The organism is Salinivibrio sp. SS2 (genome assembly GCF_001722075.1).
Classification (GTDB): domain Bacteria; phylum Pseudomonadota; class Gammaproteobacteria; order Enterobacterales; family Vibrionaceae; genus Salinivibrio; species Salinivibrio proteolyticus.
Genome location: NZ_MEBP01000086.1, coordinates 34,364 through 58,994, shown reverse-complemented (window position 1 = coordinate 58,994; position 24,631 = coordinate 34,364). Strand labels below are relative to the sequence as shown.

The 24,631-nt window shown below is 48.3% G+C and carries 20 protein-coding genes and 11 tRNA genes; 13 read left to right on the top strand and 18 right to left on the bottom strand.

From position 1 onward, the window contains the following. Positions 1-60: 60 nt before the first annotated feature. Positions 61-1,038 (bottom strand): arginine deiminase-related protein, encoded by a 978-nt coding sequence (locus BGK46_RS10490; RefSeq protein WP_069589134.1) that lies wholly within the window; start codon positions 1,036-1,038, stop codon positions 61-63. A gap of 338 nt (positions 1,039-1,376) precedes the next feature. Here BGK46_RS10490 and BGK46_RS10485 point away from each other — a divergent pair, with 338 nt between their 5' ends. Then, the gene (locus tag BGK46_RS10485; RefSeq protein WP_069589133.1) at positions 1,377-3,281 is read left to right on the top strand and encodes a sensor domain-containing diguanylate cyclase; all 1,905 of its coding nucleotides are present in this window, start codon (positions 1,377-1,379) and stop codon (positions 3,279-3,281) included. Between the two features lie 13 nt (positions 3,282-3,294). On the opposite strand, the gene BGK46_RS10480 is transcribed toward BGK46_RS10485, so the two are convergent. Then, positions 3,295-4,269, bottom strand: a complete 975-nt coding sequence (locus tag BGK46_RS10480) for an ABC transporter substrate-binding protein (RefSeq protein WP_069589131.1) — start codon at positions 4,267-4,269, stop codon at positions 3,295-3,297. Positions 4,270-4,480: 211 nt separating this feature from the next. On the opposite strand from BGK46_RS10480, the gene BGK46_RS10475 reads away from it, so the two are divergent. Further along, a complete protein-coding gene (locus BGK46_RS10475) occupies positions 4,481-5,440 on the top strand; it encodes a GGDEF domain-containing protein (protein WP_069589129.1) in 960 nt (319 codons plus the stop codon). 17 nt (positions 5,441-5,457) lie between these two features. Here the strand turns inward: BGK46_RS10475 and BGK46_RS10470 are convergent. From BGK46_RS10470 to BGK46_RS10440, 7 genes are all read right to left on the bottom strand, one after another. After that, positions 5,458-5,533 (bottom strand) — tRNA-Gly (locus tag BGK46_RS10470). Positions 5,534-5,665: 132 nt separating this feature from the next. Next, a tRNA-Met gene (locus BGK46_RS10465) sits at positions 5,666-5,742 on the bottom strand. Positions 5,743-5,779: 37 nt separating this feature from the next. Then, a tRNA-Gly gene (locus BGK46_RS10460) sits at positions 5,780-5,855 on the bottom strand. A 131-nt stretch (positions 5,856-5,986) separates the two neighbouring features. Next, a tRNA-Met gene (locus BGK46_RS10455) sits at positions 5,987-6,063 on the bottom strand. Between the two features lie 37 nt (positions 6,064-6,100). Continuing rightward, positions 6,101-6,176, bottom strand: a tRNA-Gly gene (locus BGK46_RS10450). Between the two features lie 34 nt (positions 6,177-6,210). Continuing rightward, positions 6,211-6,287 (bottom strand) — tRNA-Met (locus BGK46_RS10445). Between the two features lie 31 nt (positions 6,288-6,318). Further along, positions 6,319-6,392 (bottom strand) — tRNA-Cys (locus BGK46_RS10440). 398 nt (positions 6,393-6,790) lie between these two features. Here BGK46_RS10440 and BGK46_RS10435 point away from each other — a divergent pair. Then, entirely contained in the window at positions 6,791-8,299 is a 1,509-nt protein-coding gene (locus BGK46_RS10435; protein ID WP_069589128.1) for a M28 family metallopeptidase, read from the top strand. Positions 8,300-8,332: 33 nt separating this feature from the next. Here the strand turns inward: BGK46_RS10435 and BGK46_RS10430 are convergent, their stop codons facing one another. From BGK46_RS10430 to BGK46_RS10420, 3 genes are all read right to left on the bottom strand, one after another. Beyond that, the gene (locus tag BGK46_RS10430; RefSeq protein ID WP_069589140.1) at positions 8,333-8,905 is read right to left on the bottom strand and encodes an alpha-ketoglutarate-dependent dioxygenase AlkB family protein; all 573 of its coding nucleotides are present in this window, start codon (positions 8,903-8,905) and stop codon (positions 8,333-8,335) included. A gap of 116 nt (positions 8,906-9,021) precedes the next feature. Then, positions 9,022-9,630, bottom strand: coding sequence for a 2OG-Fe(II) oxygenase (locus BGK46_RS10425; RefSeq protein ID WP_069589126.1), 609 nt, complete (start codon positions 9,628-9,630; stop codon positions 9,022-9,024). Between the two features lie 115 nt (positions 9,631-9,745). Next, positions 9,746-11,026 carry an NAD(P)/FAD-dependent oxidoreductase gene (locus BGK46_RS10420; RefSeq protein WP_069589125.1) on the bottom strand — a complete coding sequence of 427 codons (1,281 nt, stop codon included), beginning with the start codon at positions 11,024-11,026 and terminating at the stop codon, positions 9,746-9,748. A 296-nt stretch (positions 11,027-11,322) separates the two neighbouring features. On the opposite strand from BGK46_RS10420, the gene BGK46_RS10415 reads away from it, so the two are divergent. From BGK46_RS10415 to BGK46_RS10385, 7 genes are all read left to right on the top strand, one after another. Further along, positions 11,323-12,366, top strand: a complete 1,044-nt coding sequence (locus BGK46_RS10415; RefSeq protein WP_069589123.1) for an ABC transporter substrate-binding protein — start codon at positions 11,323-11,325, stop codon at positions 12,364-12,366. 232 nt (positions 12,367-12,598) lie between these two features. Continuing rightward, on the top strand, positions 12,599-13,609 hold the full coding sequence (gene ltaE / locus BGK46_RS10410; RefSeq protein WP_069589122.1) for a low-specificity L-threonine aldolase: 1,011 nt from the start codon (positions 12,599-12,601) through the stop codon (positions 13,607-13,609). A gap of 183 nt (positions 13,610-13,792) precedes the next feature. Beyond that, positions 13,793-16,183, top strand: coding sequence for a Lon protease family protein (locus BGK46_RS10405; RefSeq protein WP_069589121.1), 2,391 nt, complete (start codon positions 13,793-13,795; stop codon positions 16,181-16,183). A gap of 233 nt (positions 16,184-16,416) precedes the next feature. Beyond that, positions 16,417-16,644, top strand: coding sequence for a FeoA family protein (locus BGK46_RS10400; RefSeq protein ID WP_069589119.1), 228 nt, complete (start codon positions 16,417-16,419; stop codon positions 16,642-16,644). Next, positions 16,644-18,971 carry a Fe(2+) transporter permease subunit FeoB gene (gene feoB, locus BGK46_RS10395; protein WP_069589118.1) on the top strand — a complete coding sequence of 776 codons (2,328 nt, stop codon included), beginning with the start codon at positions 16,644-16,646 and terminating at the stop codon, positions 18,969-18,971. Before BGK46_RS10400 ends, feoB begins: the two co-directional genes overlap by 1 nt. Further along, entirely contained in the window at positions 18,922-19,143 is a 222-nt protein-coding gene (locus BGK46_RS10390; RefSeq protein WP_069589117.1) for a FeoC-like transcriptional regulator, read from the top strand. The genes feoB and BGK46_RS10390 overlap by 50 nt, the downstream gene beginning before the upstream one ends. A 194-nt stretch (positions 19,144-19,337) precedes the next feature. Next, complete coding sequence (locus BGK46_RS10385; RefSeq protein WP_069589116.1) at positions 19,338-19,967, top strand: Fic/DOC family protein; 630 nt, start codon at positions 19,338-19,340, stop codon at positions 19,965-19,967. Positions 19,968-20,028: 61 nt separating this feature from the next. Here the strand turns inward: BGK46_RS10385 and BGK46_RS17620 are convergent, their stop codons facing one another. The 6 genes from BGK46_RS17620 to BGK46_RS10360 form a co-directional block, all read right to left on the bottom strand. Beyond that, a complete protein-coding gene (locus BGK46_RS17620; RefSeq protein WP_167313777.1) occupies positions 20,029-20,196 on the bottom strand; it encodes a hypothetical protein in 168 nt (55 codons plus the stop codon). A gap of 176 nt (positions 20,197-20,372) precedes the next feature. Further along, positions 20,373-20,459: transfer RNA gene (locus tag BGK46_RS10380), tRNA-Leu, on the bottom strand. A gap of 38 nt (positions 20,460-20,497) precedes the next feature. Continuing rightward, positions 20,498-20,573: transfer RNA gene (locus tag BGK46_RS10375), tRNA-Gly, on the bottom strand. Positions 20,574-20,607: 34 nt separating this feature from the next. Next, positions 20,608-20,684, bottom strand: a tRNA-Met gene (locus BGK46_RS10370). A 24-nt stretch (positions 20,685-20,708) separates the two neighbouring features. Beyond that, positions 20,709-20,782: transfer RNA gene (locus BGK46_RS10365), tRNA-Cys, on the bottom strand. A 219-nt stretch (positions 20,783-21,001) separates the two neighbouring features. Then, positions 21,002-21,589, bottom strand: coding sequence for a TfoX/Sxy family DNA transformation protein (locus BGK46_RS10360; RefSeq protein WP_069589115.1), 588 nt, complete (start codon positions 21,587-21,589; stop codon positions 21,002-21,004). 282 nt (positions 21,590-21,871) lie between these two features. Here BGK46_RS10360 and BGK46_RS10355 point away from each other — a divergent pair, with 282 nt between their 5' ends. The 3 genes from BGK46_RS10355 to BGK46_RS10345 all read left to right on the top strand — a co-directional run bounded on the left by BGK46_RS10355 (position 21,872) and on the right by BGK46_RS10345 (position 24,542). Continuing rightward, positions 21,872-22,459 (top strand): LON peptidase substrate-binding domain-containing protein, encoded by a 588-nt coding sequence (locus BGK46_RS10355; RefSeq protein ID WP_069589113.1) that lies wholly within the window; start codon positions 21,872-21,874, stop codon positions 22,457-22,459. A 133-nt stretch (positions 22,460-22,592) separates the two neighbouring features. Then, positions 22,593-23,516, top strand: coding sequence for an HDOD domain-containing protein (locus BGK46_RS10350; protein WP_069589112.1), 924 nt, complete (start codon positions 22,593-22,595; stop codon positions 23,514-23,516). Positions 23,517-23,636: 120 nt separating this feature from the next. Beyond that, complete coding sequence (locus BGK46_RS10345; RefSeq protein WP_069589110.1) at positions 23,637-24,542, top strand: lysine exporter LysO family protein; 906 nt, start codon at positions 23,637-23,639, stop codon at positions 24,540-24,542. The last annotated feature ends 89 nt before the right edge of the window (positions 24,543-24,631 follow it).

The window sequence follows — 24,631 nt, the reverse complement described above, 5'->3', positions numbered from 1 at the left end:
GGGGTTCGTCAGCAATCTGGGCGATCAAATGATCGCCGTTTTTAACCGCATAGCGATAATTTACACAGTTTGGTGCCGAGGTAAGAATATTTCACCCATCATGCAACGCACACTCCCTCCACCAACGGTTTCAATGGTGTTTACATCAATCGGCACCAGCTTGCCAAATTGACGTAAAGTCCGCTTTTGATCTTCAGTAAACGCACTATACGCGGAAAGAGACATCACAATTAACGACTCACCGTGACGATTGCGTAGCTGTAAAATATTGCCACACAGTTGATTCATCTGTGCCTCGCTGATTGAAACCAAGGTTTTGTCTTCGGCGAGCGTATTACACACGAGCTCACGTTGAGCAGGCTCGATGACCTCGTCACACACCACAGCAAACGCTTCACCCACCGCCATCATCACATTGGTGTGATACACAGGATTGCCGTCGCTCATTGCCGTGTTAAAGCTGACAACTTGGCGCATTCCCACTTTGGCTGCCCATTCGGTTAACAAAATGCTGTCACAGCGGTGAGAAAGCGCGGCATAGACACGCTGGTTGAGGTGATCAATCACCATCGCACCCGTACTTTCTAGAAACGCTTCGTCTTTGTCGTGACACTTTACTTTGTGCACATGGTTAACGGCGTAGCCCGCTTTATCAAGGGCCGCCATCAGGCGCTCAGGCTTAACCTCAAGCTGACGATTAGGACATGCCATCGGGTACAGATACAGTTCACCGCTTGGCAATGTACTAAACCAGTTGTTAGGAAACACAGCATCAGGCGTTGCTGGATCGGAGTCTGGATACTCCATCACGACGACATCAATACCATGGCGACGTAGCGTCATCACCATATTATTAAACTCTGCCATGGCGCGAGTTTTCACTTCCTCATCGGGCAACGCCAGCGCATGCTGAAAACCATTATCTTCACTGGTTTGTGCATTAAATTTAAAGTGCGCAGGTGGCACCATGACCACCGCAGACGCCGCGTGTGGATGTGTAAGCGGATATTGGGTATCGCAGCTCGCTAAAAACGCCATAAGCAAACCTTCCAAAACAACATGATTAAAAGAGTATAGATGGCCTGTCGCGTACACGATCACTTGTCAGTGCACACTGGCCCGAATGCTTGATAAATTTAATAACCGCAGGAAAATATCATTGAAACAACTCTTTTACAAACAGAGTTTCTTTGATGAGGCCTGATAACGCGAAATGCAGCGATATTGCCAGCTTCGTGCTGGGTTTGTGCCATAGCTACCGGCATTACACCTCGAAATATCATCAGGGGCTAATGCGAGGTCTCAGTGCACACTCCATTAGGCAGATAAGCCTGCTATGCTGTACTAATACGTGCTTACGAGCTGGGCCATGACGCATGAACAAAATTTTCAAGGATCTGACCTTTTATAAGTATTTTTCCGTCTTCTGTTTCTTCGGGCTTTTTATCGTCAGCATGACGAATGTGATCAACTATTATCATCTCAATCAAATGTCGCAAAGCGTTCTGCGTGATCAGATTGATTTTCAATTTGGTCGTGTGGAGAGTTCCACACAGTCGTTGGTTGGTACCACAGAGCAAGTCGTTTCTAGCTTAGCGGCAAGCCCTTTTTTGTCCGAATATATCAACGCTAAATCTGAAGTCACGCAAGCACAGCTCGAAGCGCATATGTTGGGCTTAGCCAAGGCTAACCCAAGCATCTTCCAGCTTCGCTTCCTAGACACCAATGGCAATGAAATTGTTGATGTTTATCAGCCAAATACTGAGAACAATTACAGAATTGAGCCACCTGAACAACTTCAAAGCAAATCCGATCGTAATTACATGCGCGAAATGTTACGCACCCCTGATGGAGAGTTTTATTACTCTGCTATCAACCTCAACAAGGAGTTTGGTGTTCTGGAGCGTCCTATTCGGCCAACATTGCGCGTCGCTACCCCTGTCCCTGTCGGTGAGAATGCGCGACGAGCAGGCTATGTGATCGCGAACATGGATGCGAGATATCTGCTCAGCATTTGGGTTAGCAATGACAACTTAGATCTTTATATACTTGATAAAGATGGGTTCTTTATTGCTTCTAGCGATAGTGAACTCAACTTCAACAGGTTTATCAATAAGTCAACGGAAACACAGCGGCGCGCCGAACGCGTAAGCAGTGAATTGCTCTCCCCCAGTCAAGACATTTATACCTTTACACTCACGGATCTTATCCCTAACGATGCACAACTCACGCTTTATGCTAGAGCCTCTACGGGGTATGTCGAGGCACTCCATAAAGAAGCCGCAACCAGTGCATTGCAGTCTATTGCTTTACTGCTTTTAGCATCGCTCCCTATCGCAGTCTTGTTTTCTTCTTCATTAACAAAAATAGCAATGAAGCTTCGCTCCAATATTAAAGAAAAAGAACGATTTGCCACCATCATTGATCGCCACATCCCCATTATAGAAACCACTAAAGAAGGCATGATCAAAGACTGTAATAAAGCCATGATCAACCTCTCTGGATACAAGCGAAGAGAGCTACTGGGAGCATCCGTGTCTATCTTGCAGCACAAAGATGCAAAACCGGAGGACTTTCATGACCTCTGGGATACATTGAATAGCGGCTCAGACTGGAAAGGCGAATTTCAAAATCAGACCGCGCAAGGAGACGATTTTTGGTTGTATACACACATCACGCATAACAAAGATGAACAAGGCAACACCATCAGCTATCTCGCTATTTCTAATGACATAACCGATAGCAAGCGTCTTGCTCGTCGAGCAGAATTTGATGCAATGACAGGCCTGTATAATCGCTTGAAAGGAAATCATATTCTCGAACATCACATTGAATTGGCGATGAAAGAAAACACGCCATTTGGGGTGATATTATTCGATATTGATAACTTCAAACGTATTAATGATACCTATGGGCAAGAAGAAGGCGATATGATGCTAAAAGAGGTCGGTAGCTTGCTCTCCTATCATGCGCGACGAACTGATACGGTTGTGCGTTGGGAAGGCGAGAGTTTTTTAGTGATCTGTCCCAATGTCACTAGCCCCCAATGCAGCCAATTGGCCGAAACTATTCGCGCGGCAGTTGAATCTCACTCTTTTAATGGCGAAGGGAAATCCATCACTATTAGTGCAGGTGTCGCAACCTTTACCTATCCCGCGACAAGCAGCGAAATACTCTCTATCGCTGATTTTAGACTTTACGAAGCCAAGCGAAAGGGACGTAATTGTGTGGTTTCCGAACTGAATCAGTATTCGCCCAACGTTAGTGCACCGTCAAAGTAACTATAAGGTAGCATTAACGAATCGGCACCCACTCTCGAGGAGGGGTTAGCCCCAACTGAGCAAACTCCGCTTTGCTGTAAATACCGGTGCCTTGGTGCCCGACAGAAATAGGGATATGATCAGCAGGCATTCCAGCAAACACTTTATGGATGTAGACCGCAGCGTGAATGCCATGCTTTTCGCCATCTAACACATATCCACCAGCCGCCATACCCTCACCAACCGCCACTTTCCAAAAAGCAAAAACAGGATGCTTCGTGTTTTGATTCGTCCAAGTAATCACTTGGTTTGCGTCGATATTCTTTCCCATTCCATCGCGTAATGTTTGGTAACTGCCCACAAAAAGCACATCATAGTCATCCTCCAGGACCGCTTTCTTCCAATCAGGAAATGTTGTAAACCTTTCAATTCTCGTGACCGTTTGATTTAACTTGGAAAAAAGGTTGGCCTGGCTTTGCAAATAAGCGGTATTGATTTTTGCAGTGGGGCCATCATCGAAGAGAATTTTAATGTTTTTAATTGGTTGGTTATAAAGCTGAATCACATCAGACAGTGAGCGATAAAAATGAGGCCGCTCTAGAACCCCGGTCACACGAACAGGACCATTTAGTCTCTCAATCAACGGCTGGGGATCGCCATTTACGCCAAGAAAAACAACATCAATATTTTCATGCTGTAGCCTGGGCAGCATATGATTCAGTGCAATGTCATCACAAAGCAACACCACATCAGGCTTTACCTTTTTATAAAAGTCAAATGCTTCGTCTGCTTTGCGTTGATGCGCTGATACAGGTAGCTTTTTGGCGTTCATCTCAAAACGCGATACGTGGATACTTTTATCGAGCACCTTGTTCAAGCCAAGGGTATAACTCTCGGTCCACGAGAACGTTTTGTGATAGCTATCAATAATCAATAATTTGTGATCCTGAGCGACGGCTTGACTCAGCATCCCAAAGGCGAAAATTATGCCTAAAATCAATGCTTTCATTAAATGGCCTCTTATCTGTCGTATTAATAATGTAGCCAAATAACGATGACACCTCTCGGTGACATTAAAATAACTGACGGTAATTGAGTGTAATTAAGTTATCAGTCACCTATAAAGTGGACCGTCGGTATCCGACAAACAGCGATTGCGCTTTTTGTATAGCCATTGAACTGAGGGTCTATACTGAATAGACAGGCATGGAGGGCATAAAATGACACCGGCGCAGCCAACGAACAACGAAGTGCAACGGCTTCATTTACTTCATGATTTAGGCATTTTAGACACCGGTCGTGAAGACAGGTTTGAGCGCATTGTTCGCGTTGCAGCCTATATATCAGCGTGCCCCATTGTGGCGATCAGCTTAGTAGACGAGCATCGTCAGTGGTTTAAAGCAAAGCGCGGACTGGCGGTGAATCAGACAGGACGTTCAGAGTCCATTTGTGGACACGCTATCCACCAGCTAGAGCCGCTTGTGGTTAATGACACATATCTTGATGAGCGCTTTGCCGACAACCCCTTAGTCACGGGGCCTCCCTTTATTCGCTTTTACGCCGGCTTCCCATTTAGTCTAGATAACGAGCACATTCTCGGTACGCTTTGCGTGATAGATAGACAGCCTCGTGAACTCGATGGCCCCTGCCAGCGCGCATTGGCAGATCTTGCCCACATTGTGGAACACGAGTTGACCATGACTCAACAAAATGTGCTGGACCCCTTAACCGGCCTGTTAAACCGGCGCGGCTTTAAGCGAGAAATTAGCGAATACCTCAATGATGATTTAGTGATCGAAGAGCGCTACACCCTATTACACTTCGACGTTCGCCAACTCCACCAACTTAATCATGACTATGGTAAGCTCGCCGGCGATCAGATTCTCAAAACCTTTGCGCGTTGTTTGAATGATGTGTTTGATGATGTGGGCTGGATAGGACGTATAGAGGGGTGTGAGTTTGCTGCGTTATTGATACAACAAGATGCAGATGCCGTTGATAATCAGCTAGAACAACTATATAGCAGGCTCTCACGACAGCTTTCTTCGTATCGCTACCCATTTAGTTATACCGCGGGACTTGCGCACTTCAGTGCCGTTGACCATACGGTCACGTTGGATACTATGTTGCTCGATGCTAGCAATGAAGTAAGACATTACCCATTACCAAGAGAAAGATAAGTGCTAAGGAAGGAAATTGGAGCGACATACGAGGTTCGAACTCGTGACCTCAACCTTGGCAAGGTTGCGCTCTACCAGCTGAGCTAATGTCGCTTTGTGACAGGCGTTTATAACGCTTTAGAAACTTGGTTGCGGGAGCCGGATTTTATCGCGCAATGCAATTGCGACGACCGCAGGTCTTATCGATAACCTTGCCTACGTTAATGACTTCACATACCTAAAATTTGGTTGCGGGAGCCGGATTTGAACCGACGACCTTCGGGTTATGAGCCCGACGAGCTACCAGACTGCTCCATCCCGCGTCCGTAACATCAATCATTGCTTGATGTGGGCAAAACTTGGAGCGACATACGAGGTTCGAACTCGTGACCTCAACCTTGGCAAGGTTGCGCTCTACCAGCTGAGCTAATGTCGCTTTGTTACAGGCGTTTATAACGCTTTAAAAACTTGGTTACGGTAGTCGAATTTGTCGCGCAATGTAATTGCGACGACCGCAGGTCTTATTGATAACCTTGCCTACGTTAATGACTTCACATACCTAAAATTTGGTTGCGGGAGCCGGATTTGAACCGACGACCTTCGGGTTATGAGCCCGACGAGCTACCAGACTGCTCCATCCCGCGTCCGTAACATCAATCATTGCTTGATGTGGGCAAAACTTGGAGCGACATACGAGGTTCGAACTCGTGACCTCAACCTTGGCAAGGTTGCGCTCTACCAGCTGAGCTAATGTCGCTTTGTCGCAAGCGTTTTATAACGCTTTATAAAATTGGTTGCGGGAGCTGGATTTGAACCAACGACCTTCGGGTTATGAGCCCGACGAGCTACCAAACTGCTCCATCCCGCGTCCGATTTTTACTCCGCCCAGTGGGGAAACATGGAGGCGCGTCCCGGAGTCGAACCGAGGTCCACGGATTTGCAATCCGCTGCATAGCCACTCTGCCAACGCGCCTTTCTTTTTGTTTCCGCCGCTGCGGTACGGGGAGGCATTCTACGGATTAACGTGATCGAGTCAACACTTATTATTTAATAAAAGTTTCAACTGCCTGCTTTGTAAACGAAAAAGCCAAACTTCGCGCGATTTGATGCAGTTTTCAGCATTTTATCTTTATTGTCATCAACCCAATCCGCGTTTTCCTTTGTGCAACACTGGGGATGATTAGGTCTACGTGCATAAACCTACCTTCCTCTCTCCTCCTCTGTTAAAAACAAAACTATCGCTATTAACAATTTTGTGACAACCAAACCATCCACTAATGGTTTTATAAATTTATCAACAATTTGTGTTTTTGCTCTACAGTCAAAAGGTCGCATGGAGTTTAGCGACCCTTATTCACTCAAGGAGGAACTATGCATTATAAACGCACGGCTCTGGCCGTTGTCCTTGCAACAAGCTGCACCCTCGCGCAGGCTGAAGATAAAAAAGTCTGGATCTCGATCGGTGCAGATGCACAACAAACTGCTTTATCTTCTGGGGCAGAGCCTTTATTAGCACAATCAGTTGCTCATAATGGTCAAGCATGGATTGGTGAAGTCAGTGAGTCTGAGTTAGCCGCCCTCTCCCACAAAATGCACGAAAACCATCACCGCTGCGGTGGTTATATCGTGCATTCATCCGCCCAAAGTGCGATGGCAGCGAGTAACATGCCACTTTCGCGCGCAAGCTTTATCGCTCCAGCAATTAGCCAGCAAGCGTTAGTGACCCCTTGGATTAGCCAAATTGATAGCGCACTCATTGTTAATACCATTGATCGCCTTACCGATTTCCCCAACCGTTTCTACACCACAACATCAGGGGCCCAGGCTTCAGATTGGATAAAACACCGTTGGCAATCGCTCAGTGCAGGGTTAGCCGGTGCGTCCGTCACTCAAATTTCACACAGTGGGTATAATCAAGCGTCGGTGATGTTAACCATAGAGGGCTCAGAATCACCCGACGAATGGGTCGTCGTCGGCGGGCATCTCGACTCGACGATTGGCTCACGCACCAATGAGCAAAGTATTGCGCCTGGCGCCGATGATGATGCCTCGGGGATTGCTGCTGTCACAGAAGTGATCCGCGTACTTGCTCAAAACAACTTCCAGCCCAAGCGGAGCATCGCATTTGTTGCCTACGCAGCAGAAGAAGTTGGATTGCGTGGTTCGCAAGACGTTGCCAACCAATTTAAGCAAGCGGGTAAAGATGTTCGCGGTGTCTTACAACTGGACATGACAAACTATCAAGGGTCTGCTGAAGACATTGTCTTTATCACCGACTATACCGACAGTCAGCTCACTCAGTATCTCACGCAGTTGCTTGACGAATACTTGCCTACTTTAAATTACGGATTCGATACTTGTGGCTATGCCTGTTCCGATCATGCCTCATGGCACCAAGTCGGCTATCCAGCTGCCATGCCGTTTGAAGCCAAATTTAATGACTACAACCCTAACATCCATACGCCTCAAGACACATTGGCAAACAGCGATAGCGAAGCGGCTCACGCCGCGAAGTTCACTAAACTCGGCTTGGCCTATACGGTGGAGCTCGCGAACGCCGACAGCTCGCCCAACCCGGGTAACGAGCTGAAACTCGGTGAGCCTATCAACGGACTCTCTGGCGCTCGTGGGAATGAAAAGTACTTTAACTACCGGTTAGATCAATCCGGTGAACTGATGATCCGAACCTATGGCGGCTCGGGTGACGTGGACTTGTATGTCAAAGCCAATGGCGATGTCAGTACCGGGAACTGGGATTGCCGCCCTTATCGCAGTTGCAATGATGAAGTTTGCCGGTTCGACAATGCAACGCCCGGTAACTATGCAGTGATGCTGCGAGGGTACCGTACCTATGACAACGTCAGCCTGATTGTCGAGTAGCCCCATAACCACTGCCGCTCAGCGGCAGTGGTTCTATTCTCTTGCTGAAGATGGCGTTATCCATCGGAAGGTTAAATTAATCCGAGCGCCCACGGTTTTTTGTGTTTTGGGTAGCGCATGTTGCCAATACGTTTGTGTTTGCCCAGCCATGACCAGTAACGCGCCATGACTCAACAAAAACTCGCGTTTTTCTTTACTTTGGGTATGACGGAATAAAAACCGTCGACTTGCGCCCAAACTCACCGATGCAATCGTCGGCTGCTCCCCTAATTCGGCTTCATCATCTTTGTGCCATCCCATGTAATCACTGCCATCTCGGTAGAGATTGAGTAATACAGTATTGAAACGCGCATGCGTGGCAGCTTCAACACGGGCTTTCAAACCCAATAGCTCAGGTGTCCAAGAGCGGGGAGATAATGTGAGTCCACTGTAGGTGTATGCATGATCGCCGTACCAAGCTAATAAACGCGGCTGCATCACGGTACGACCAAACATCGAAATGGGTAATTGTTGCCAAGGTGTGTGCTGATGCAATGCCGCCATTAGGTTATCGGCATCGACCAATGGCAACCAATCTGGCTGCCAATGGACAGTCGCTTGTGGCATAGCAACGGCTTGCTGAGCGTCGAACTCGGCATGGTTAAAAAAGCTTTGCTGTTGCGGAGAACCCCTCATACTGACCGCTTGCTGGTTATCACTCGTAGCTGTCAGTATGCAGTTTGTCAGCGAATTGGATCAACCCGATGGCCACTCATGCCGTTAATACGGTACCAGCCCGCAATGCTAAATCGTTGTCGTTTCGCGGGTAATACCTCGTGAGGAAACTCTTCCGATAAGAAGGTTACAAGGCGACCGGCCTGAGGCCATAATGTTTTCAGGTGGCTCCCATCAGCATGGTAAATAACGATTTCGCCCCCGTCTTCTTCACACCAGTCATGGTTCAAATAGAGCACTGTGGTGACTTTTCGGTTTGAGCGGCCTTTGAATGCGTCCACGTGTTTAGCATAAAAATCACCGGGATTATACTTGGCGAAATGCGCTTCATATTCAAAAAGACCAAGAAAGAGGTGACGATTAAGCGCAAGCTGCAGTTCAGACATCTTATCGAGTAACAAATCAATGGCTGGGGCATGGCCGCGCTCTAACCAATGGATCTTATCGGTGCGGATTTGAGTATTAGTATGTTGCTTCTGCTCGCGCCCAATACTGGCTTGCGTCCACTGCTCTGGCAAACATGCGTGTAAATCAGCCACTTCTTGTGCTGTTAAGAATTGGTCGCACACGCTTAGTCCGTGTGTCGCTAAATCATCAATGATGCTAAGAGTGTTCAAGCACTTACCCCCCGCTATTTGAAGGGCTACCTTACTGTCTTCCTAGCGGGGAGCAACACGAGAACTTTATCGTGACGACAAGTATTTTTAATCGTTAACGGTTTGTACGTCGTGGTTACCCACCGAGCAGATCGGCAAGCTTCGCTTTCCAAATCGCGAGAGCCAATGCAGGGCTACGCAGCATTTTCGGGGTCGGGATCCAACCATGCTTCAAACGTGCAAACACATCAAAGCGACTGGCTTGTCCGTCCATCGCTTCGGCTATCACGCGTCCTGCAATATTCGTCAGTCCCACCCCATGACCTGTGTATCCATGTGCGGTATAAATATCTTGGCCAAGGTGATCAATGTGTGGCATGTAACTGCGCGTCACGGCAAACAACCCGCCCCAATGGTAGTCCATCTTCACATCGCCTAACTGAGGAAAAACCTTTGTCATCCGTTGGTGTAGACGTTGAGCGGAGTCTTTATACTCACGATTAAACGGGTGGTTCACGCCACCAAATAAGAGACGTCCGTCTGCGGTGGGACGGTAGTAATCAAGACAGTTGTTGAGATCAGACATGGCCATGCGATTAGTAATGGGCATGCGATCGCCTAATGGCTCGGTCACCGCAATAAAGGAAGCAACAGGGAGGACTTTCGCTTGCGCCTTGCGTTCTAGGCCATCGAGATAAGCATTACATGCCAGCAATATGCGGGGAGCATTCACGTCACCTTGAGGGGTACGAACACAGTGAGTCGGCCCCTTCTTTATCGACTGCGCCGGACTGTGCTCGAAGATTTGCACCCCTAAATCCTGCGCAGCTTTCGCCAACCCGAGTGTGTAATTGAGGGTGTGGATATGCGCACTATTCGGGTCGTATAATCCCCCTAAATAGCGCTCCGTATTCGCCACTTCTGCCACCTTAGCCTGATCCCACCATTGCGCCATCGGATACTGATAGTCACCTTGCTTTAAGGCGTGCCAACTTTGTAACTCGGTTTGTTGTGCTTTGTTTAACGCCAGCTCAATGTATCCCGGTTGGAAGTCGCAGGCTATCTGATGGGTATGAATCCTTTCACGCACGATATCAACCGCTTCAACGGACAGGTCCCAAAGTTGCTTACCCCACTGCACGCCATAGGTTTCATGTACCTCTCTGAGCCCGAGACAATATCCCACTAAGCATTGGCCGCCATTACGCCCAGAGCCACCCCACGCAATCGTCTTAGCATCCAATACAATCACTTGATAGCCGCGTTGGCGTAATTCAATCGCGGCGTTTAATCCGGTTAATCCGGCGCCAATGATACAAACATCGGCTTGGTGACTACCGGTTAAAGGCGGAAAAGATAACGACTGATTTTGCGTCGCAACATAGTAATTGGTGTCAGGGCGGTACGTTTTGACCATGCTCTCAATGGTTACTCATTTAGGTGATTCAATAAATGGGGTACAAGCTCAAGGTGTCAGTGTAAAGCTTGCACACAAAGCGCGCTGATAGTCGCATTGTCGTGCGCGACTCGCAAGCCAAAAATGACCGGATACTGCCCAATAATTTGGGGGGTCACGCAAGGGTTATGCTACCGTTAGCGGAACGTTTCACGAAACGCGCTTTGGTTAAAAAAAAGTCATTGACACAAGGGCTGGGTGCAATATGATGCGCCCCGACGTGTACTCGGCCAGCAAGCCATTGAAGGACCATGATAATGAACAAAATCACTCACGGAATTACCGCGACCGCACTCGCACTTTCAGCTGTATTTGCAACTGGAGTCAGCGCTGACGATAAAGTATTGAATATCTACAACTGGGCGGAGTATATGCCCATGGATGTGATCAATGCGTTTGAAGAAGAATATAAGGTGACGGTCAATTACTCGACCTTTGAGAGTAATGAAGCCATGTATGCCAAGTTGAAGCTACTGAATGGAAAAGGCTATGACCTCGCTTTCGCTTCAACCTATTTCATCGATCGCATGATCAAAGAAGACATGCTGGCCAAAATTGATAAATCAAAGATCAGCCACTTCGATGAGCTACGTCCCGGCCTACTGGGTCAGCCGTTCGATAAAGCGAATGACTACTCCCTACCCTATGTATTCGGTGTGACGGGTATCAGTTATAACAATCAGTATGTCGACGGGGACAAAGTCACTAAGTGGGCCGATCTATGGCGTGATGACTTCAACGCACAAGTGATGCTTCTCAACGATGTGCGTGATGTCTTTGGCATGGCGTTAAAAGCGCAAGGACACAGTATTAACAGCAAAGATGAAGACGAGATCAAGCAAGCGTACGAGTATCTTCGTCAATTGCGTGACAACGTTGTGGTCTATAACTCAGATGCGCCTCACGTTCCTTTTGTGACCGGTGAAGTGACTATTGGTCAGCAATGGAACGGCAACGCCTACATGGCACAGCAAGAAATTGATGGCATCGAGTTTGTTTATCCGCAAGAAGGCGCGATTCTCTGGATGGATAACTATATTATCCCTAAAAATGCAGAGAACAAGACGCTGGCTCATCAGTTCATCGACTTTATGTATCGTCCTGAAAATCAAGCCAAACTGGTCGAAGAGTTTGGCTATCCGGCCCCGAATACACGTGCGGCAGAGTACTTGGATGACGAACTGAAAGAAAACACCACCATTTTCCCTACTGATGATGCGGTCAACAGTGGCGAATTCACCGACGATGTAGGTGAAGCGGTGAAAATCTACCAAAAATACTGGCAGATGCTAAAAAGCTAATCATCGACGGAGAGCCTCACCTCTTTGGTATTCTCACCAAATGTCTAGGAAGCTCCCCCAGTAATTAACCAGGCCATGCCCACGGGTATGGCCTTTTTCGTGCGCGTATATTTGTCTATTCTTTTTCGTTGGGCCTCAAAGATAATCGCCGGTCTCGACTGCCAACCAACAAGCGTTGTGTGTATTATTAGGCAACACGCTCGACGATCCTCACTCAGCAAGGATGTAATACATGATTGATTTTCGCTCTGATACCGTCACCAAACCCGACCAAGCCATGCGAGACGCGATGGCCAATGCCCCCGTCGGCGATGATGTCTATGGTGATGACCCAAGTATCAATGCATTAGAACGCTGGGCCGCAGAGCGCCATGGCTTTGATGCCGCCCTCTTTACCTCATCAGGTACGCAAGCCAACCTATTAGCGCTGATGTCGCACTGTGAGCGCGGTGACGAATACCTGTGTGGTCAGCAAGCACATAACTACAAATATGAAGCCGGTGGTGCAGCCGTATTAGGCTCTATTCAGCCTCAACCCATTGAAAATGCCCCAGACGGTACGTTGCCATTTGAGAAGCTTGCCGTAGCCATTAAACCTAATGACTTTCATTTTGCACGCACCAAATTGCTCAGTTTAGAAAACACCATCGGCGGCCGTGTTCTACCCCTTTCCTACTTGGCCGAAGCACGCATGTTTTGCAACAAGCATCAGCTAAGCCTTCACCTTGATGGCGCACGTGTTTACAACGCGGCGGTGGCACTGGATGTCGATATTACCGCGATAAGCTGCCATTTCGATTCGATGACTGTTTGCTTGTCAAAAGGATTAGGCGCACCGGTTGGCTCTTTGCTATTGGGCTCGAAAGCCTTCATTGAAAAGGCTAGACGGCTACGAAAAATGCTGGGCGGAGGTATGCGTCAAGCCGGTATTCTCGCCGTTGCCGGACAAAAAGCACTCGAAGAAAATGTCGAACGTCTCGCTGAAGATCATGCTAATGCCCATTACTTAGCCAATAAAATCAATGAGATTGAAGGCTTTTCTACCCACAATTATGACGTGCAAACCAATATTGTGTATGTTGATATTGCCGACAACATCGATCGGGTTCGTCTCAATATGCGCCTGATGGATAACGGCTTTCGAGTGAGTTTAAATGGCGCACCGGCTCGCTTTGTCACCCACAAAGACGTCAATCGCCAAGATATCGACGCATTGATAAACGCAATGAAAAAATCGCTCTAATCAGTCCTACTTTAACAACGTACTCAAAAGGGCCTTCAATGGGCCTTTTTTCTGCTCATTTATTCACCACCTAGTATTAAACTGTGACCCTGTCGCGACTTTCTCCACCAGCATCACTAAAACAGTCACTTACACTCGCTACACTGAAAGCATCAATCGATAAAAGGCCAAATAGGATCGATTATGGCGACTACCGTGGTGAACAGCGAACGTTTGTATCGCGAATCTAGCTTTAAACACAGTGACATCACCTCAACGAAGCATCTTGCGCCGTTGGATGAGATTGTTGGCCAAGACCGAGCACGACATGCCGTTGAGTTTGCCATGTCGATCAAGGAAAAGGGCTATAACATTTACGCCATCGGTCAGAACGGATTAGGCAAGCGCACCATGGTGATGCGCTATTTAAACCACCATTGGAAAAATGATACGCCGGTCCATGATTGGTGTTACGTCGCTAATTTCCAAGAAGCCCGCGCGCCTGAAGTCCTGAAGCTTCCTGCAGGGCGAGGAAATGAACTCAAAAAGCACGTTGAGCAGTTGATGGGAAAACTCGCCAATGCGCTGCCCCTCGCGTTCGACAACGAAATGTATTACCAGCGTGCGGAAACACTCAAAAACCAGCTCACCGAGCGCCAACAAACCGTGTTAAAAGCACTCAGCGATAGTGCAGAACAAAACAATGTTAGTTTGACGATCACCCCGCAAGGCGATTACCAGTTTGTTGCCCTTAACGGCGAAGAGCCTCACACTGAGGACACCTTCGATGCGCTCTCTCAAGATGAGCAAATGGCATTCGGCAAGGTGATTGATAAACTCGAAACCGAACTGCGCAGCGTTGTGCGTCAACTCGGCGAATGGGAAGAAGACTACGCGGAAAAGCAACAAGCGCTGGATGAAGAAGTAGCGCGCGATGTGATTGCCGCCCAAATGAAGTCCGTCACCAAAGCGTTTGCAGATCTCCCTGACGTGCTGGCATTTCTAGAGGCGATGCAAGCGGATATGCTAGAGCATTTGGACATCTTTCTCGAAGACAGCGAGGATCAAGCGGCGCTCGCTTATGCCGCACTCGATAAAAAACTACCGCGCCGCTACCAAGTTAATGTCTTGGTGAGCCAAGACGACAACCAAGCACCTGTCGTGGTGGAAGACAGCCCCAGTTATCACAACCTCTTTGGTTATGTTGAAAATGCTACTTTTAAAGGCACAGTGTTCACCGACTTCTCGCTGATCCGTGCGGGCAGTTTTCACCGCGCTAATGGCGGCGTGCTGCTGATGGATGCCATCAAGGTACTCGAGAAACCCTACGTCTGGGACGGCATCAAGCGCGCCCTAAGCACAAGACAGCTCAGTGTGAGCGCCCTTGAACGCGAAGTCACCCTTAGTGGCACTGTATCGCTCGATCCCGCCCCCATTCCGCTTGATGTAAAGATCATCTTATTTGGTGATTACCAAACTTATCAATTGCTGCAACGCTATGATGCCGAGTTTAGCGAGCTATTTCGGGTAACCGCCGACTTCGAAGACGATATGCCACGCAACGATAGCACAGAGCAGCAGTACGCGAAGTTTATCTCCAGCATTATCCACGACGGCGGTTTACTGCACTGTAGTCGCGGAGCGATTGCGCGCATCATTGAGCACAGTGCCCGTCAAGCCGAAGATCAAAATCGCTTGTCGCTGCACTCCGCTGACATTGCTAATCTTTTGCGCGAGTCCAACTACTGGGCGACGCAAGCCAACGCCAATAGCATTCGTGCTTTGCATGTCGAGAAAGCTCTAGCAAGCCGCAATATGCGGGTGAGCCGCGTGCGCGATAGCATGATGCAGAACTTTGAAAACGGCGTCACCTTGATCAATACCACCGGCTCTGCACTAGGCCAAATCAACGGCTTATCGGTATTGAGTACGTCAGATTTTAGCTTCGGACTCCCCAACCGGATTACTGCCACTACCGCTTATGGTGAAGGCGAAGTGCTCGATATTGAGCGCAGCGTTAAACTCGGTGGACGAATTCACTCTAAAGGGGTGATGATCTTGTCCGCGTACCTCGCCACCCTACTCGGCAAAACAGAACAAATCCCGCTCAAAACGCATATCACTTTTGAGCAATCTTACGGAGGCGTCGATGGAGACAGTGCGTCAATGGCAGAGTTTTGTGCGATTCTCTCGGCGATTACGGGCGTGCCCTTGCGTCAAGATCTGGCGATTACAGGCTCCATGAACCAATTTGGCGAGGCGCAGCCGATTGGCGGCGTGAACGAAAAAATCGAGGGCTTCTTTGATGTATGCACCATTAAAGGTCCCACCGAGCAGCAAGGGGTGATCATTCCCGCCGCCAATATCCAAAACCTGATGCTGCGCAAGGATGTGGTCCATGCGGTAGAGAAAGGCGAGTTTCACATCTATGCGGTCTCCCATGTGGCCGAAGCGCTTTCGCTGCTTACCGGACAAAACGCAGGGTTTGGCCCAGATGCAATCACCACAGACAACCTGCTTGCAACCGCCAAAGCCAACTTAAATGATCAACGGCGTAAAGCACAAAAAGAGTCATCATCACATCACGCACGCTAACCTATCACTCGCTGGCAGTGGTTTGATTGCCAGCGAGTGAAATATTTTATTACACAGTTAGCGGCTAATTTTTGCTTTTTCCCTTCATATATCTACCTCTTTGCCACCATTTCTTTCATCGTCTTACTTTCAAGACAAGATGCTCACTAAAAATTGCTTGATCCTAAGCAAAAAACCACGTGAAATTTAAGCGTAATATCCAATGCAAACCATTCTTATTTGGATCTCGCACTATGAAACTGTCGACTCTCGGTCGCGGCCAGGCCGCACGCATTACCAGTGTCCATCATGTGCCAGCTGTTATCCGCCATCGTCTTGCCGTTATGGGATTGATCCCAGGCACCGCCGTTGAGCTGGTTCGGCGTGCACCCCTGGGCGACCCATTGCAAATACGCCTCGACAACGAACAACTCATCGTCCGTCGTGAAATCGCCAAGCTGATCGATGTGGAGGCCATGTAATGAGTAAAACACGCATTCTTCTCGCCGGTAATCCCAACTGCGGTAAAACCACCTTGTTTAACGCATTAACCGGTTCTCGCCAAAAGGTTGGTAACTGGGCGGGCGTCACGGTAGATAAAAAAGTCGGCCAGCTTTCACTCGATAATGCTGAGGCCGAGATCACCGACTTGCCTGGCTTATACGCGCTAAATGCTGGCTTTGATGCGAGTTTAGATGAGCAAATCGCTACCTTTTCGATTGATAGCCGCGACAGTGACATCATCATTAACGTACTGGATGCTAACAGCCTAGAGCGTGGACTGTACTTAACGCTGCAGCTCCGTGAGCGTGGTGTGCCTATGGTGGTGCTGATCAACAAAATGGATCTGCTCGATAGGAACGGACAACAGCTTGATATTGCTAAACTGCAAGCGTGGTTAGGCTGTCCTGTCCTCACCGTCACCGCCTGCCAAGCAGACAGTGTCGCGACATTTCGCCATCAACTGTCCCATATTGTGAGCGACATCCCTCAGTGCGACGCCATGCAACTGAACTACGGTGAGCACATCGAAGCTTGGATACAAGCCCACCTTGGCGCCAGCTTTATTCGTACCGCGACCGGACAAGTGAACCAACGCGCGCACCTGTTAGAATGTCTCGAACGTGGTCGCCTGCCTGATGGCAGTGACGAGGCGCAACAACATATCTTTGCGCAAGCCTGCCAATCGCTCGCCGAGCATGATACTGATATTCTGATTGCCGATGCACGCTACAGCTATATCCGCGATTTGGTGCATGACACCCGTCGTGAGCATCGCCATTTAAGTCGCAATAATACTGAAAAGCTTGATAAGGTTATTCTTAACTCCTTCTTATCGCTGCCTATTTTGCTCGCCGTGCTATACGCCATGTTTGTGTTTGCGATTAATATCGGCGGCGCATTTATCGACTTTTTTGATATTGCCGCTGGCGCGATTCTTGTCGATGGCACCCATCAGCTACTGGATGGGGTGCTTCCGACCGCCATCGTCACCGTTATCGCAGATGGTCTCGGCGGCGGGATCCAAACTGTCGCAACCTTTATTCCCGTCATTGCGGGCTTGTACCTGTTCCTCACTGTTCTCGAAAGCACAGGATATATGGCACGCGCCGCATTCTTACTCGATGGTTTAATGCAAAAGATCGGCTTGCCGGGCAAGGCCTTCGTCCCTTTAATTTTGGGCTTTGGCTGCACGGTACCAGCGGTGATGGCAACTCGGACCTTAGAACAAATCAATGAGCGCAAAACCGCAGCTACCATGGCTACCTTTATGTCCTGTGGTGCACGACTACCGGTGTACGCCTTATTTGCTGCCGCTTTCTTCCCACAACAAGGGCAAAACCTCGTTTTTGGCCTTTATTTACTGGGCATTGTGGTGGCGATCATCACCGGTCTGATTTTGCGTCACACGCTTTACCCCGGGCACAGTGAAAGCCTGCTCATGACGCTGCCAGACTATGAATTGCCGCGATTACGCCATGTGATGAGCAATACTTGGCAGAAGCTACGCCGTTTTGTGTTGGGTGCCGGTAAAACCATTGTACTGGTGGTAACCATTTTAACCTTCTTCAACTCGCTCGGCACAGATGGCACGTTCGGACACGAAGACAGCGATACGTCCGTGCTGTCTAAAGCCGCGCAAGTCGTGACGCCTGCCCTCGCCCCAATTGGTATTGAAGAAGATAACTGGCCGGCAACCGTAGGCCTTGTCACCGGTTTGTTTGCCAAAGAAGCCGTCGTTGGTACGCTTAATAACCTCTACGCACCCTCAGATGTTGAGGAAGCCTCCACCACGATTGGTGATGCCTTACTAGAAGCGGTACAAAGCATTCCAGCCAACTTGTTTGATATTGATTTTAGTGATCCACTGGCAGTGAGCGTGGGTGATATCGATAATCCCGAATTGGCAGCAGAAGAGCAAGAAGTCAGTCTCGCCACATTCGATAACCTGCATCACCACTTTAGCTCCACCGCCAGCGTGCTGGCCTACTTGATGTTTATTTTGCTCTATACCCCCTGTGTGGCTGCGATGGGCGCTTACACTCGCGAGTTTGGTCGCCGTTTCGCCATGTTCATTGCCAGTTGGTCAATGTTACTGGCCGTCAGCGGTGCGACCCTGTGTTTCCAACTCAGTCAGATCAGTGTTTCACCGGTTTCAGCTTCACTCTACATTGGCGGTATTTCGGCGCTACTCATCGCGGTAGTTGCCGCAATGCGCTACATCGGTAAGCATCCTCATTGGTTTAAGGAGACCTATTATGATCCTGCAAAAGCTCAAAGCCAGTGTCACTCAGGCGGGTGTCATTAGTGCCGAGGCGCTTGCCAAAGAGTATGGTCTGACCCCGGACGGCGTGGACGCCATGATGGAAACGTGGATAAAACGGGGGACCATCGTTCGTCAGTGCCCCTGTCAGGATCCGGCCGATATTCATTATCGCTTGGCACATCACAATGAGATCCATTGTCTCAGCATGGTCTAACCCCTTCCCTTTTCAAGCAGCGTTTCGACGCTGCTTTTTTTACTCCTGTATCCAGCGTAAAGCCCATTGTCTATCCACTATACTTAAAGCCTATGACATATATGACATAACAGCCAGTGCCACCGTAACAGGGCGGATAAAGGCAAGTGACATCCTCTCACGTTCATGGTTGTGGATAAGCAAGGAAGACAGGTATGACACGTTATGAGACGCAAGCCTCAGAGGCGCAATATCAACCTGGCTCGAATGAGCAAGTCTTGCGTAACTTACTCGGTATCACGCAATTGCACGACATAGAAGATATTGAGGCAGTGCTTTTGTCTAAACTCTACGAAAGGGTTTTTACCGGTGGACACTTTCCTCGCGCACTGCGCTTTAACACTATGGCCAGTTGGCACCGGCAATGGCTCGGGAACGTCTATTTGTGGGCCGGACAGGTACGAAATGTCGAACTGAGTAAGGCGGGATTTCGCTTCACCTCACCGAAACAAATTGGTCCTTGTCTCACTCAGTTTGAACGAGATTACTTAACGGATTATCCCAATTTACCAACGATGACACGCACAGAGCTCATTCAATTTTTAGCGCAAAGCCATGTTGAATTCATTCTTATCCATCCATTCAGAGAGGGAAATGGACGCATTTCTCGCTTATTGATTGATGTGATGTGTCAAAAGGCAGGGATAGGGTTGCTAGATTACCGGCTATGGGAGGAAAACAAAGATTTTTATATTGCCGCTATTCAGGCAGGCGTCGGTCATGATTACCAGCATATGGAACGCTTGGTAAAAGATGTATTGCCACCCAGCTCCCCACAGGGTTAACAAGGTCATCGTCTATTGCCGATAACCATTGGCTTCTCGCCATCCTTATTGCAGTGAATGGCTAATCCGCCAATGCGAGCGCTTGGTACTTTTGTCGGTTTTCTTTTAATTTAGCTTCTACTTCTTCCGTGGTTGCTTGCGTTTCGATTGCCGTCGAGCTTGCCACCGCGCGATCAATCATTTTTTGTGTGACTTGTTTTGCTTTTTTTTGCATCACTGGCCTGTGCATACTGCCCTCGTTCGTTATGGTTAAATTTTAGGCAAAAAAGCATCTAAATTCAATGGTGATATGTTTATCAGTTAGACAATATTGTGACTGGGATAGGGCTTTTAACACAGCGTGCAAACTCGCTGTCCGTTAAACGAAAAAACGGCGACCAATCTGGTCGCCGTTTTCTTTTTTAATGGTGCCCCGGGCCGGACTTGAACCGGCACAGCGCGAACGCCGAGGGATTTTAAATCCCTTGTGTCTACCAATTCCACCACCGGGGCACACAATTCTTTCAGCCGCTTACGCCACTGTTGTAATTTGGAGCGACATACGAGGTTCGAACTCGTGACCTCAACCTTGGCAAGGTTGCGCTCTACCAGCTGAGCTAATGTCGCTTTTTAACAAGCGTTTAATAACGCTTTGTAACATTGGTTGCGGGAGCCGGATTTGAACCGACGACCTTCGGGTTATGAGCCCGACGAGCTACCAAACTGCTCCATCCCGCGTCCGTATTGTTTTAGCCAAGTGCATGGAGGCGCGTCCCGGAGTCGAACCGAGGTCCACGGATTTGCAATCCGCTGCATAGCCACTCTGCCAACGCGCCTTTACGTTTCACCTCTCGGCTAAGTGGTTTGAATTCTACATAACTTTTTTCGCCTGTCACGTATAAATTGCACTTTTATGGTTTAACCGTCGATTATTTATCCAAGCGTCACATTTTTCGCACAATCTGAGTATATTCGCGCCACCCGCCTCACTTTGCTAGACCCTAAACATAAAAAATCCGACCTATTCGGTCGGCTGTATACGCGAAAAATGGGTATTAAACAGCGGCAAGTAAACGATCGCGCTCTTCTTTTTCAATCAGCTTCCAGTGACAACCTTGTTGCGCACCAGCAAATTTCCACAACAGACTGACGTCCACATCTTTGCCATGAGTCATCTGTACACGACGAAACAGCTCCTCGGGCGTAAGCTGATTAAATGTGCGCACATCTTCAACGCCCGATTTCTTCAACATGCGCTCAATGGTCAATCGCAGGTTAGGCAGGTCGCGAAGTCGTCGGCTATCTAAGCTCTCTTTACGTTTTTTATCTGCCACCGCAATATCAATCGATGTTTTGACAAGCTGACCTAATTCGGGATCGTCTTGGATGTATAAGCTGGTAATTTCGTAATAATTAACAACCGCGGTTGAACTCTTTTTGACATGAACAAATTTGCGACAGGTTTTATCGAGTAGTCTTTCTGATAACGCGCCACCGCCTCGCAAATACAGTCGCTTATCTGTCAGCAACATAAACATCGCGCCGTCGTAGAAAAACCCTGTTCCGCCAAACATTGAGCGTTGTTCCATCGCACCGAAGTTGCTCAAGTACTTAACAATATGGGCTTTAAATACCACACTCATCGGTAACTCCTATTTCTCTCCTGAGCGAAAAAGTGGTGACCAAAAAAACGGTCACTAAGCCTAATAATTCGACACGCGAAATAGTGCATGATGTGAATATGAAATTCTATGCATTAGATCACTGTACAGAAATTTGACCCCTAAAAAGACATGGAATTATCAAGGGTATTTTAACAAGCATTCGTATTTCGTTTTAAACAGACAGGAATAGTGATGAAGACTTAACCAAGTTAGCTAAGTGCGCTAAATTTAAAGAAAGGATGTTTTCTACTCGAGGATACGATGTCAACGAAGCCCGTATTAATTAAAACCAGTCACTTACTCCCCGGAGGCTTGCACACTTATATTGTGCCAGAAGCCTTTTACCTAAGTGTGCTATCGCAAGCGGGTAACCCGCCTGAACTTCTGATTGCGATGCAAGAAGAAGGGTGCGAGCTCGAGACACCCAGTGCGATTTCTCCCATCGTGACCCTCTGCCACGTTGCGGATTTTGATCGCCACGATACCCATCATATGGCGCTAACACTGCAAGGCATCGAATGTGTAAAAGTCGAATCGATTACACTGGGTGACAATGACGTAAAGCTAGGCACGTATTCGCCACTCCCCCAATGGCGACAGCAAAATACACCACAGGAATATGAATATTTAAGCAACAAACTTGCGCAATACTATCGTTCCAACCCTGCATTACATCACCATTTTAACCTCGCGCAATATGACGAACTTGGGTGGGTGTGTTTGCGTTGGCTCGAGCTGCTACCTATTGAAGTCAAACAAAAACAGCTATTGCTGTCACAACCTAGCCCAAATCAGGTCGCGGAGTTTATCGATAAATTGCTACGTTACCCGCTCGAAAACGACGAGTAACGCTAGCACCTACTCCAAGTTGTTCAAAGTATCAACAAAGGAACGGAAAAAACGAGTAATCCACGTGTTCGCGGTTCTCTTTCCTGTGCGTCCGCATTACCATACAAGACGGTAAAAAATAGAATCAGGACTTATGGACCATCTGTCATTCTTTTGGGTCTCCCCCGATCGCGATAAATACTTACGCGGCATAGAAACTGAGTTTTACAAACGCGCCGTTGAAACCATCCGTGTCAATCGCCTTGCCCTTCCTCCTTTACCGGATGTCGTTCTGTCAATCCAGCGTGCCAGCAAACAGCCTCATACCACGATGCGCGACATTGCCAACTTGTTGATCGATGACCCTAGCCTTTGTGGTGCAGTACTCAAAGCAGCAAACTCCGCTTTATTTGCACCGCGGGCCACCGGCAAATGCAAAGATATCCAAACTGCGGTTTCCCGATTAGGAGTCGACCGTGTGCTAGGGATCGTGACTGCGGCAGCCATTTATCAATTAAAAAGCCAAGCCAAATTTGGCCCTCAGTGCAATCATATTTTGAAGCGAAGCGCGCAAAAATCCCGTGAGTTTGCGGCTGCTATGGCGTTGGTGACTCAGAAAATTCATAGCTATTGTGATGAGCCCTTGTCGGTTGAGCCAGAAAAAGCCTTAATCATTGGCCTACTCGCTGATATTGGTTTGTACAGCATCATTGGCGAATTCCAACGTTTTCTCGATGAAGGCCACTACCTTAAGTTTGATATTGCCGAACAAGTATTCTTCAACTTATCGGGCGATAGCAGTCGACTCATCCTTCAAAATTGGCACTTTGAGCGTGATTACATTGAAGTGGCAATTAATACCAAGCTATACACACAGGCTCGCCCAGACATTACCTATTTAGATATTGCACGCATGGCGAATCACTTGCTCATGTTCCGTAACCATGATGACGCCATTGACGACCATGACGTTGAGCTTACCGCGCCCGGGGCTGAAGCCCTTTATGAACTGTCTAACTTGAACGAGTTGGACTTTACCCGTGAACTTGACGCTGTCATCGAAGCGAGCAGCATCTAACTGCCAATGCACCTATCACGCTGTGGTGTGATTCCATATCACAGCTGTCTGATTTTATTGACCAGACTATTAACCGATTGATAACCTCGATGGACTCTTTCTTTATTGTGAGCAAAATCGATGTTCTCAGGGATGTTACTGATCTTTTTACCCCTTATCGTGGGCTACCTCATACCCCTTAAGCGGCCTCAGCATGTTCATTGGGTTAATACGCTAACCGTCCGACTGGTGATCGTGATTTTATTGCTGATGGGCCTGAGCTTAGCTGCTCTCGACAACCTAGGGAGTAACATTTCCACTATTGGTGTCTACGCGGCAACTTTCTTTGTCTGTATTGGGGGAGCCAACCTCCTCGCCTTACCGATTTTAGATAAAATCTGGCCGACGGATACGCAGGGCCATCAACACAAACTAAAGCTACGCACCATGATGTCTGAATCTGGCAAACTGATAGCCGCCGTCTTCGTGGGGCTCGCCGTTGGACTGATCGTAGAAATGGACTTATCTTGGGTCGATACCGCCAGCGAGATCATTCTGCTACTTCTGCTGTTTTTGATTGGTATTCAATTACGCAATAGTGGCATGACCCTTAAACAAATTGTGCTGAATAAAAAAGGTGTGGTGATCGCCGCGCTCATCGTCATCACCTCACTGCCGGGTGGTTTATTAGCCGCATGGTTACTCGATCTGCCCTATCATCACGGCCTTGCGATGGCATCCGGGTTCGGCTGGTATTCATTGGCAGGGATCTTAATGGGGGATGGGCTCGGTCCCGTCTATGGTGGCGCTTCATTTATTGTCGAACTTGCCCGCGAGCTGGTGGCCATTATGTTGATTCCCATGATTATTAGCCGTTATCCACTCACAGCGATTGGCTATGGTGGCGCAACCGCAATGGACTTTACCTTACCCATTATTCAAAGCACCGGCGGGATTCGCTGTGTGCCGATCGCGATCGTCAGCGGCTTTATTTTAAGTCTGCTGGTTCCGGTACTAATGCTATTCTTTCTCTCGCTCGGCGCATAACGCTCCCTCACCTTTTTTCATCGTGGCAAATACACATAAAAAAAGGAGAGCCAATGGCTCTCCTTGATCATCTTGGACGATGTCACTGG

Bases quoted from the DNA above. Each gene is read 5' to 3' on its own strand.
- BGK46_RS17620 (WP_167313777.1), bottom strand. From the start codon at position 20,196: ATGCACAGGCCAGTGATGCAAAAAAAAGCAAAACAAGTCACACAAAAA.
- BGK46_RS10415 (WP_069589123.1), top strand. From the start codon at position 11,323: ATGAACAAAATCACTCACGGAATTACCGCGACCGCACTCGCACTTTCA.
- BGK46_RS10385 (WP_069589116.1), top strand. From the start codon at position 19,338: ATGACACGTTATGAGACGCAAGCCTCAGAGGCGCAATATCAACCTGGC.
- ltaE (WP_069589122.1), top strand. From the start codon at position 12,599: ATGATTGATTTTCGCTCTGATACCGTCACCAAACCCGACCAAGCCATG.
- BGK46_RS10405 (WP_069589121.1), top strand. From the start codon at position 13,793: ATGGCGACTACCGTGGTGAACAGCGAACGTTTGTATCGCGAATCTAGC.
- BGK46_RS10355 (WP_069589113.1), top strand. From the start codon at position 21,872: ATGTCAACGAAGCCCGTATTAATTAAAACCAGTCACTTACTCCCCGGA.
- BGK46_RS10400 (WP_069589119.1), top strand. From the start codon at position 16,417: ATGAAACTGTCGACTCTCGGTCGCGGCCAGGCCGCACGCATTACCAGT.
- BGK46_RS10390 (WP_069589117.1), top strand. From the start codon at position 18,922: ATGATCCTGCAAAAGCTCAAAGCCAGTGTCACTCAGGCGGGTGTCATT.
- BGK46_RS10345 (WP_069589110.1), top strand. From the start codon at position 23,637: ATGTTCTCAGGGATGTTACTGATCTTTTTACCCCTTATCGTGGGCTAC.
- BGK46_RS10485 (WP_069589133.1), top strand. From the start codon at position 1,377: ATGAACAAAATTTTCAAGGATCTGACCTTTTATAAGTATTTTTCCGTC.
- BGK46_RS10360 (WP_069589115.1), bottom strand. From the start codon at position 21,589: ATGAGTGTGGTATTTAAAGCCCATATTGTTAAGTACTTGAGCAACTTC.
- BGK46_RS10480 (WP_069589131.1), bottom strand. From the start codon at position 4,269: ATGAAAGCATTGATTTTAGGCATAATTTTCGCCTTTGGGATGCTGAGT.
- BGK46_RS10350 (WP_069589112.1), top strand. From the start codon at position 22,593: ATGGACCATCTGTCATTCTTTTGGGTCTCCCCCGATCGCGATAAATAC.
- feoB (WP_069589118.1), top strand. From the start codon at position 16,644: ATGAGTAAAACACGCATTCTTCTCGCCGGTAATCCCAACTGCGGTAAA.
- BGK46_RS10420 (WP_069589125.1), bottom strand. From the start codon at position 11,026: ATGGTCAAAACGTACCGCCCTGACACCAATTACTATGTTGCGACGCAA.
- BGK46_RS10430 (WP_069589140.1), bottom strand. From the start codon at position 8,905: ATGCCACAAGCGACTGTCCATTGGCAGCCAGATTGGTTGCCATTGGTC.
- BGK46_RS10475 (WP_069589129.1), top strand. From the start codon at position 4,481: ATGACACCGGCGCAGCCAACGAACAACGAAGTGCAACGGCTTCATTTA.
- BGK46_RS10435 (WP_069589128.1), top strand. From the start codon at position 6,791: ATGCATTATAAACGCACGGCTCTGGCCGTTGTCCTTGCAACAAGCTGC.
- BGK46_RS10490 (WP_069589134.1), bottom strand. From the start codon at position 1,038: ATGGCGTTTTTAGCGAGCTGCGATACCCAATATCCGCTTACACATCCA.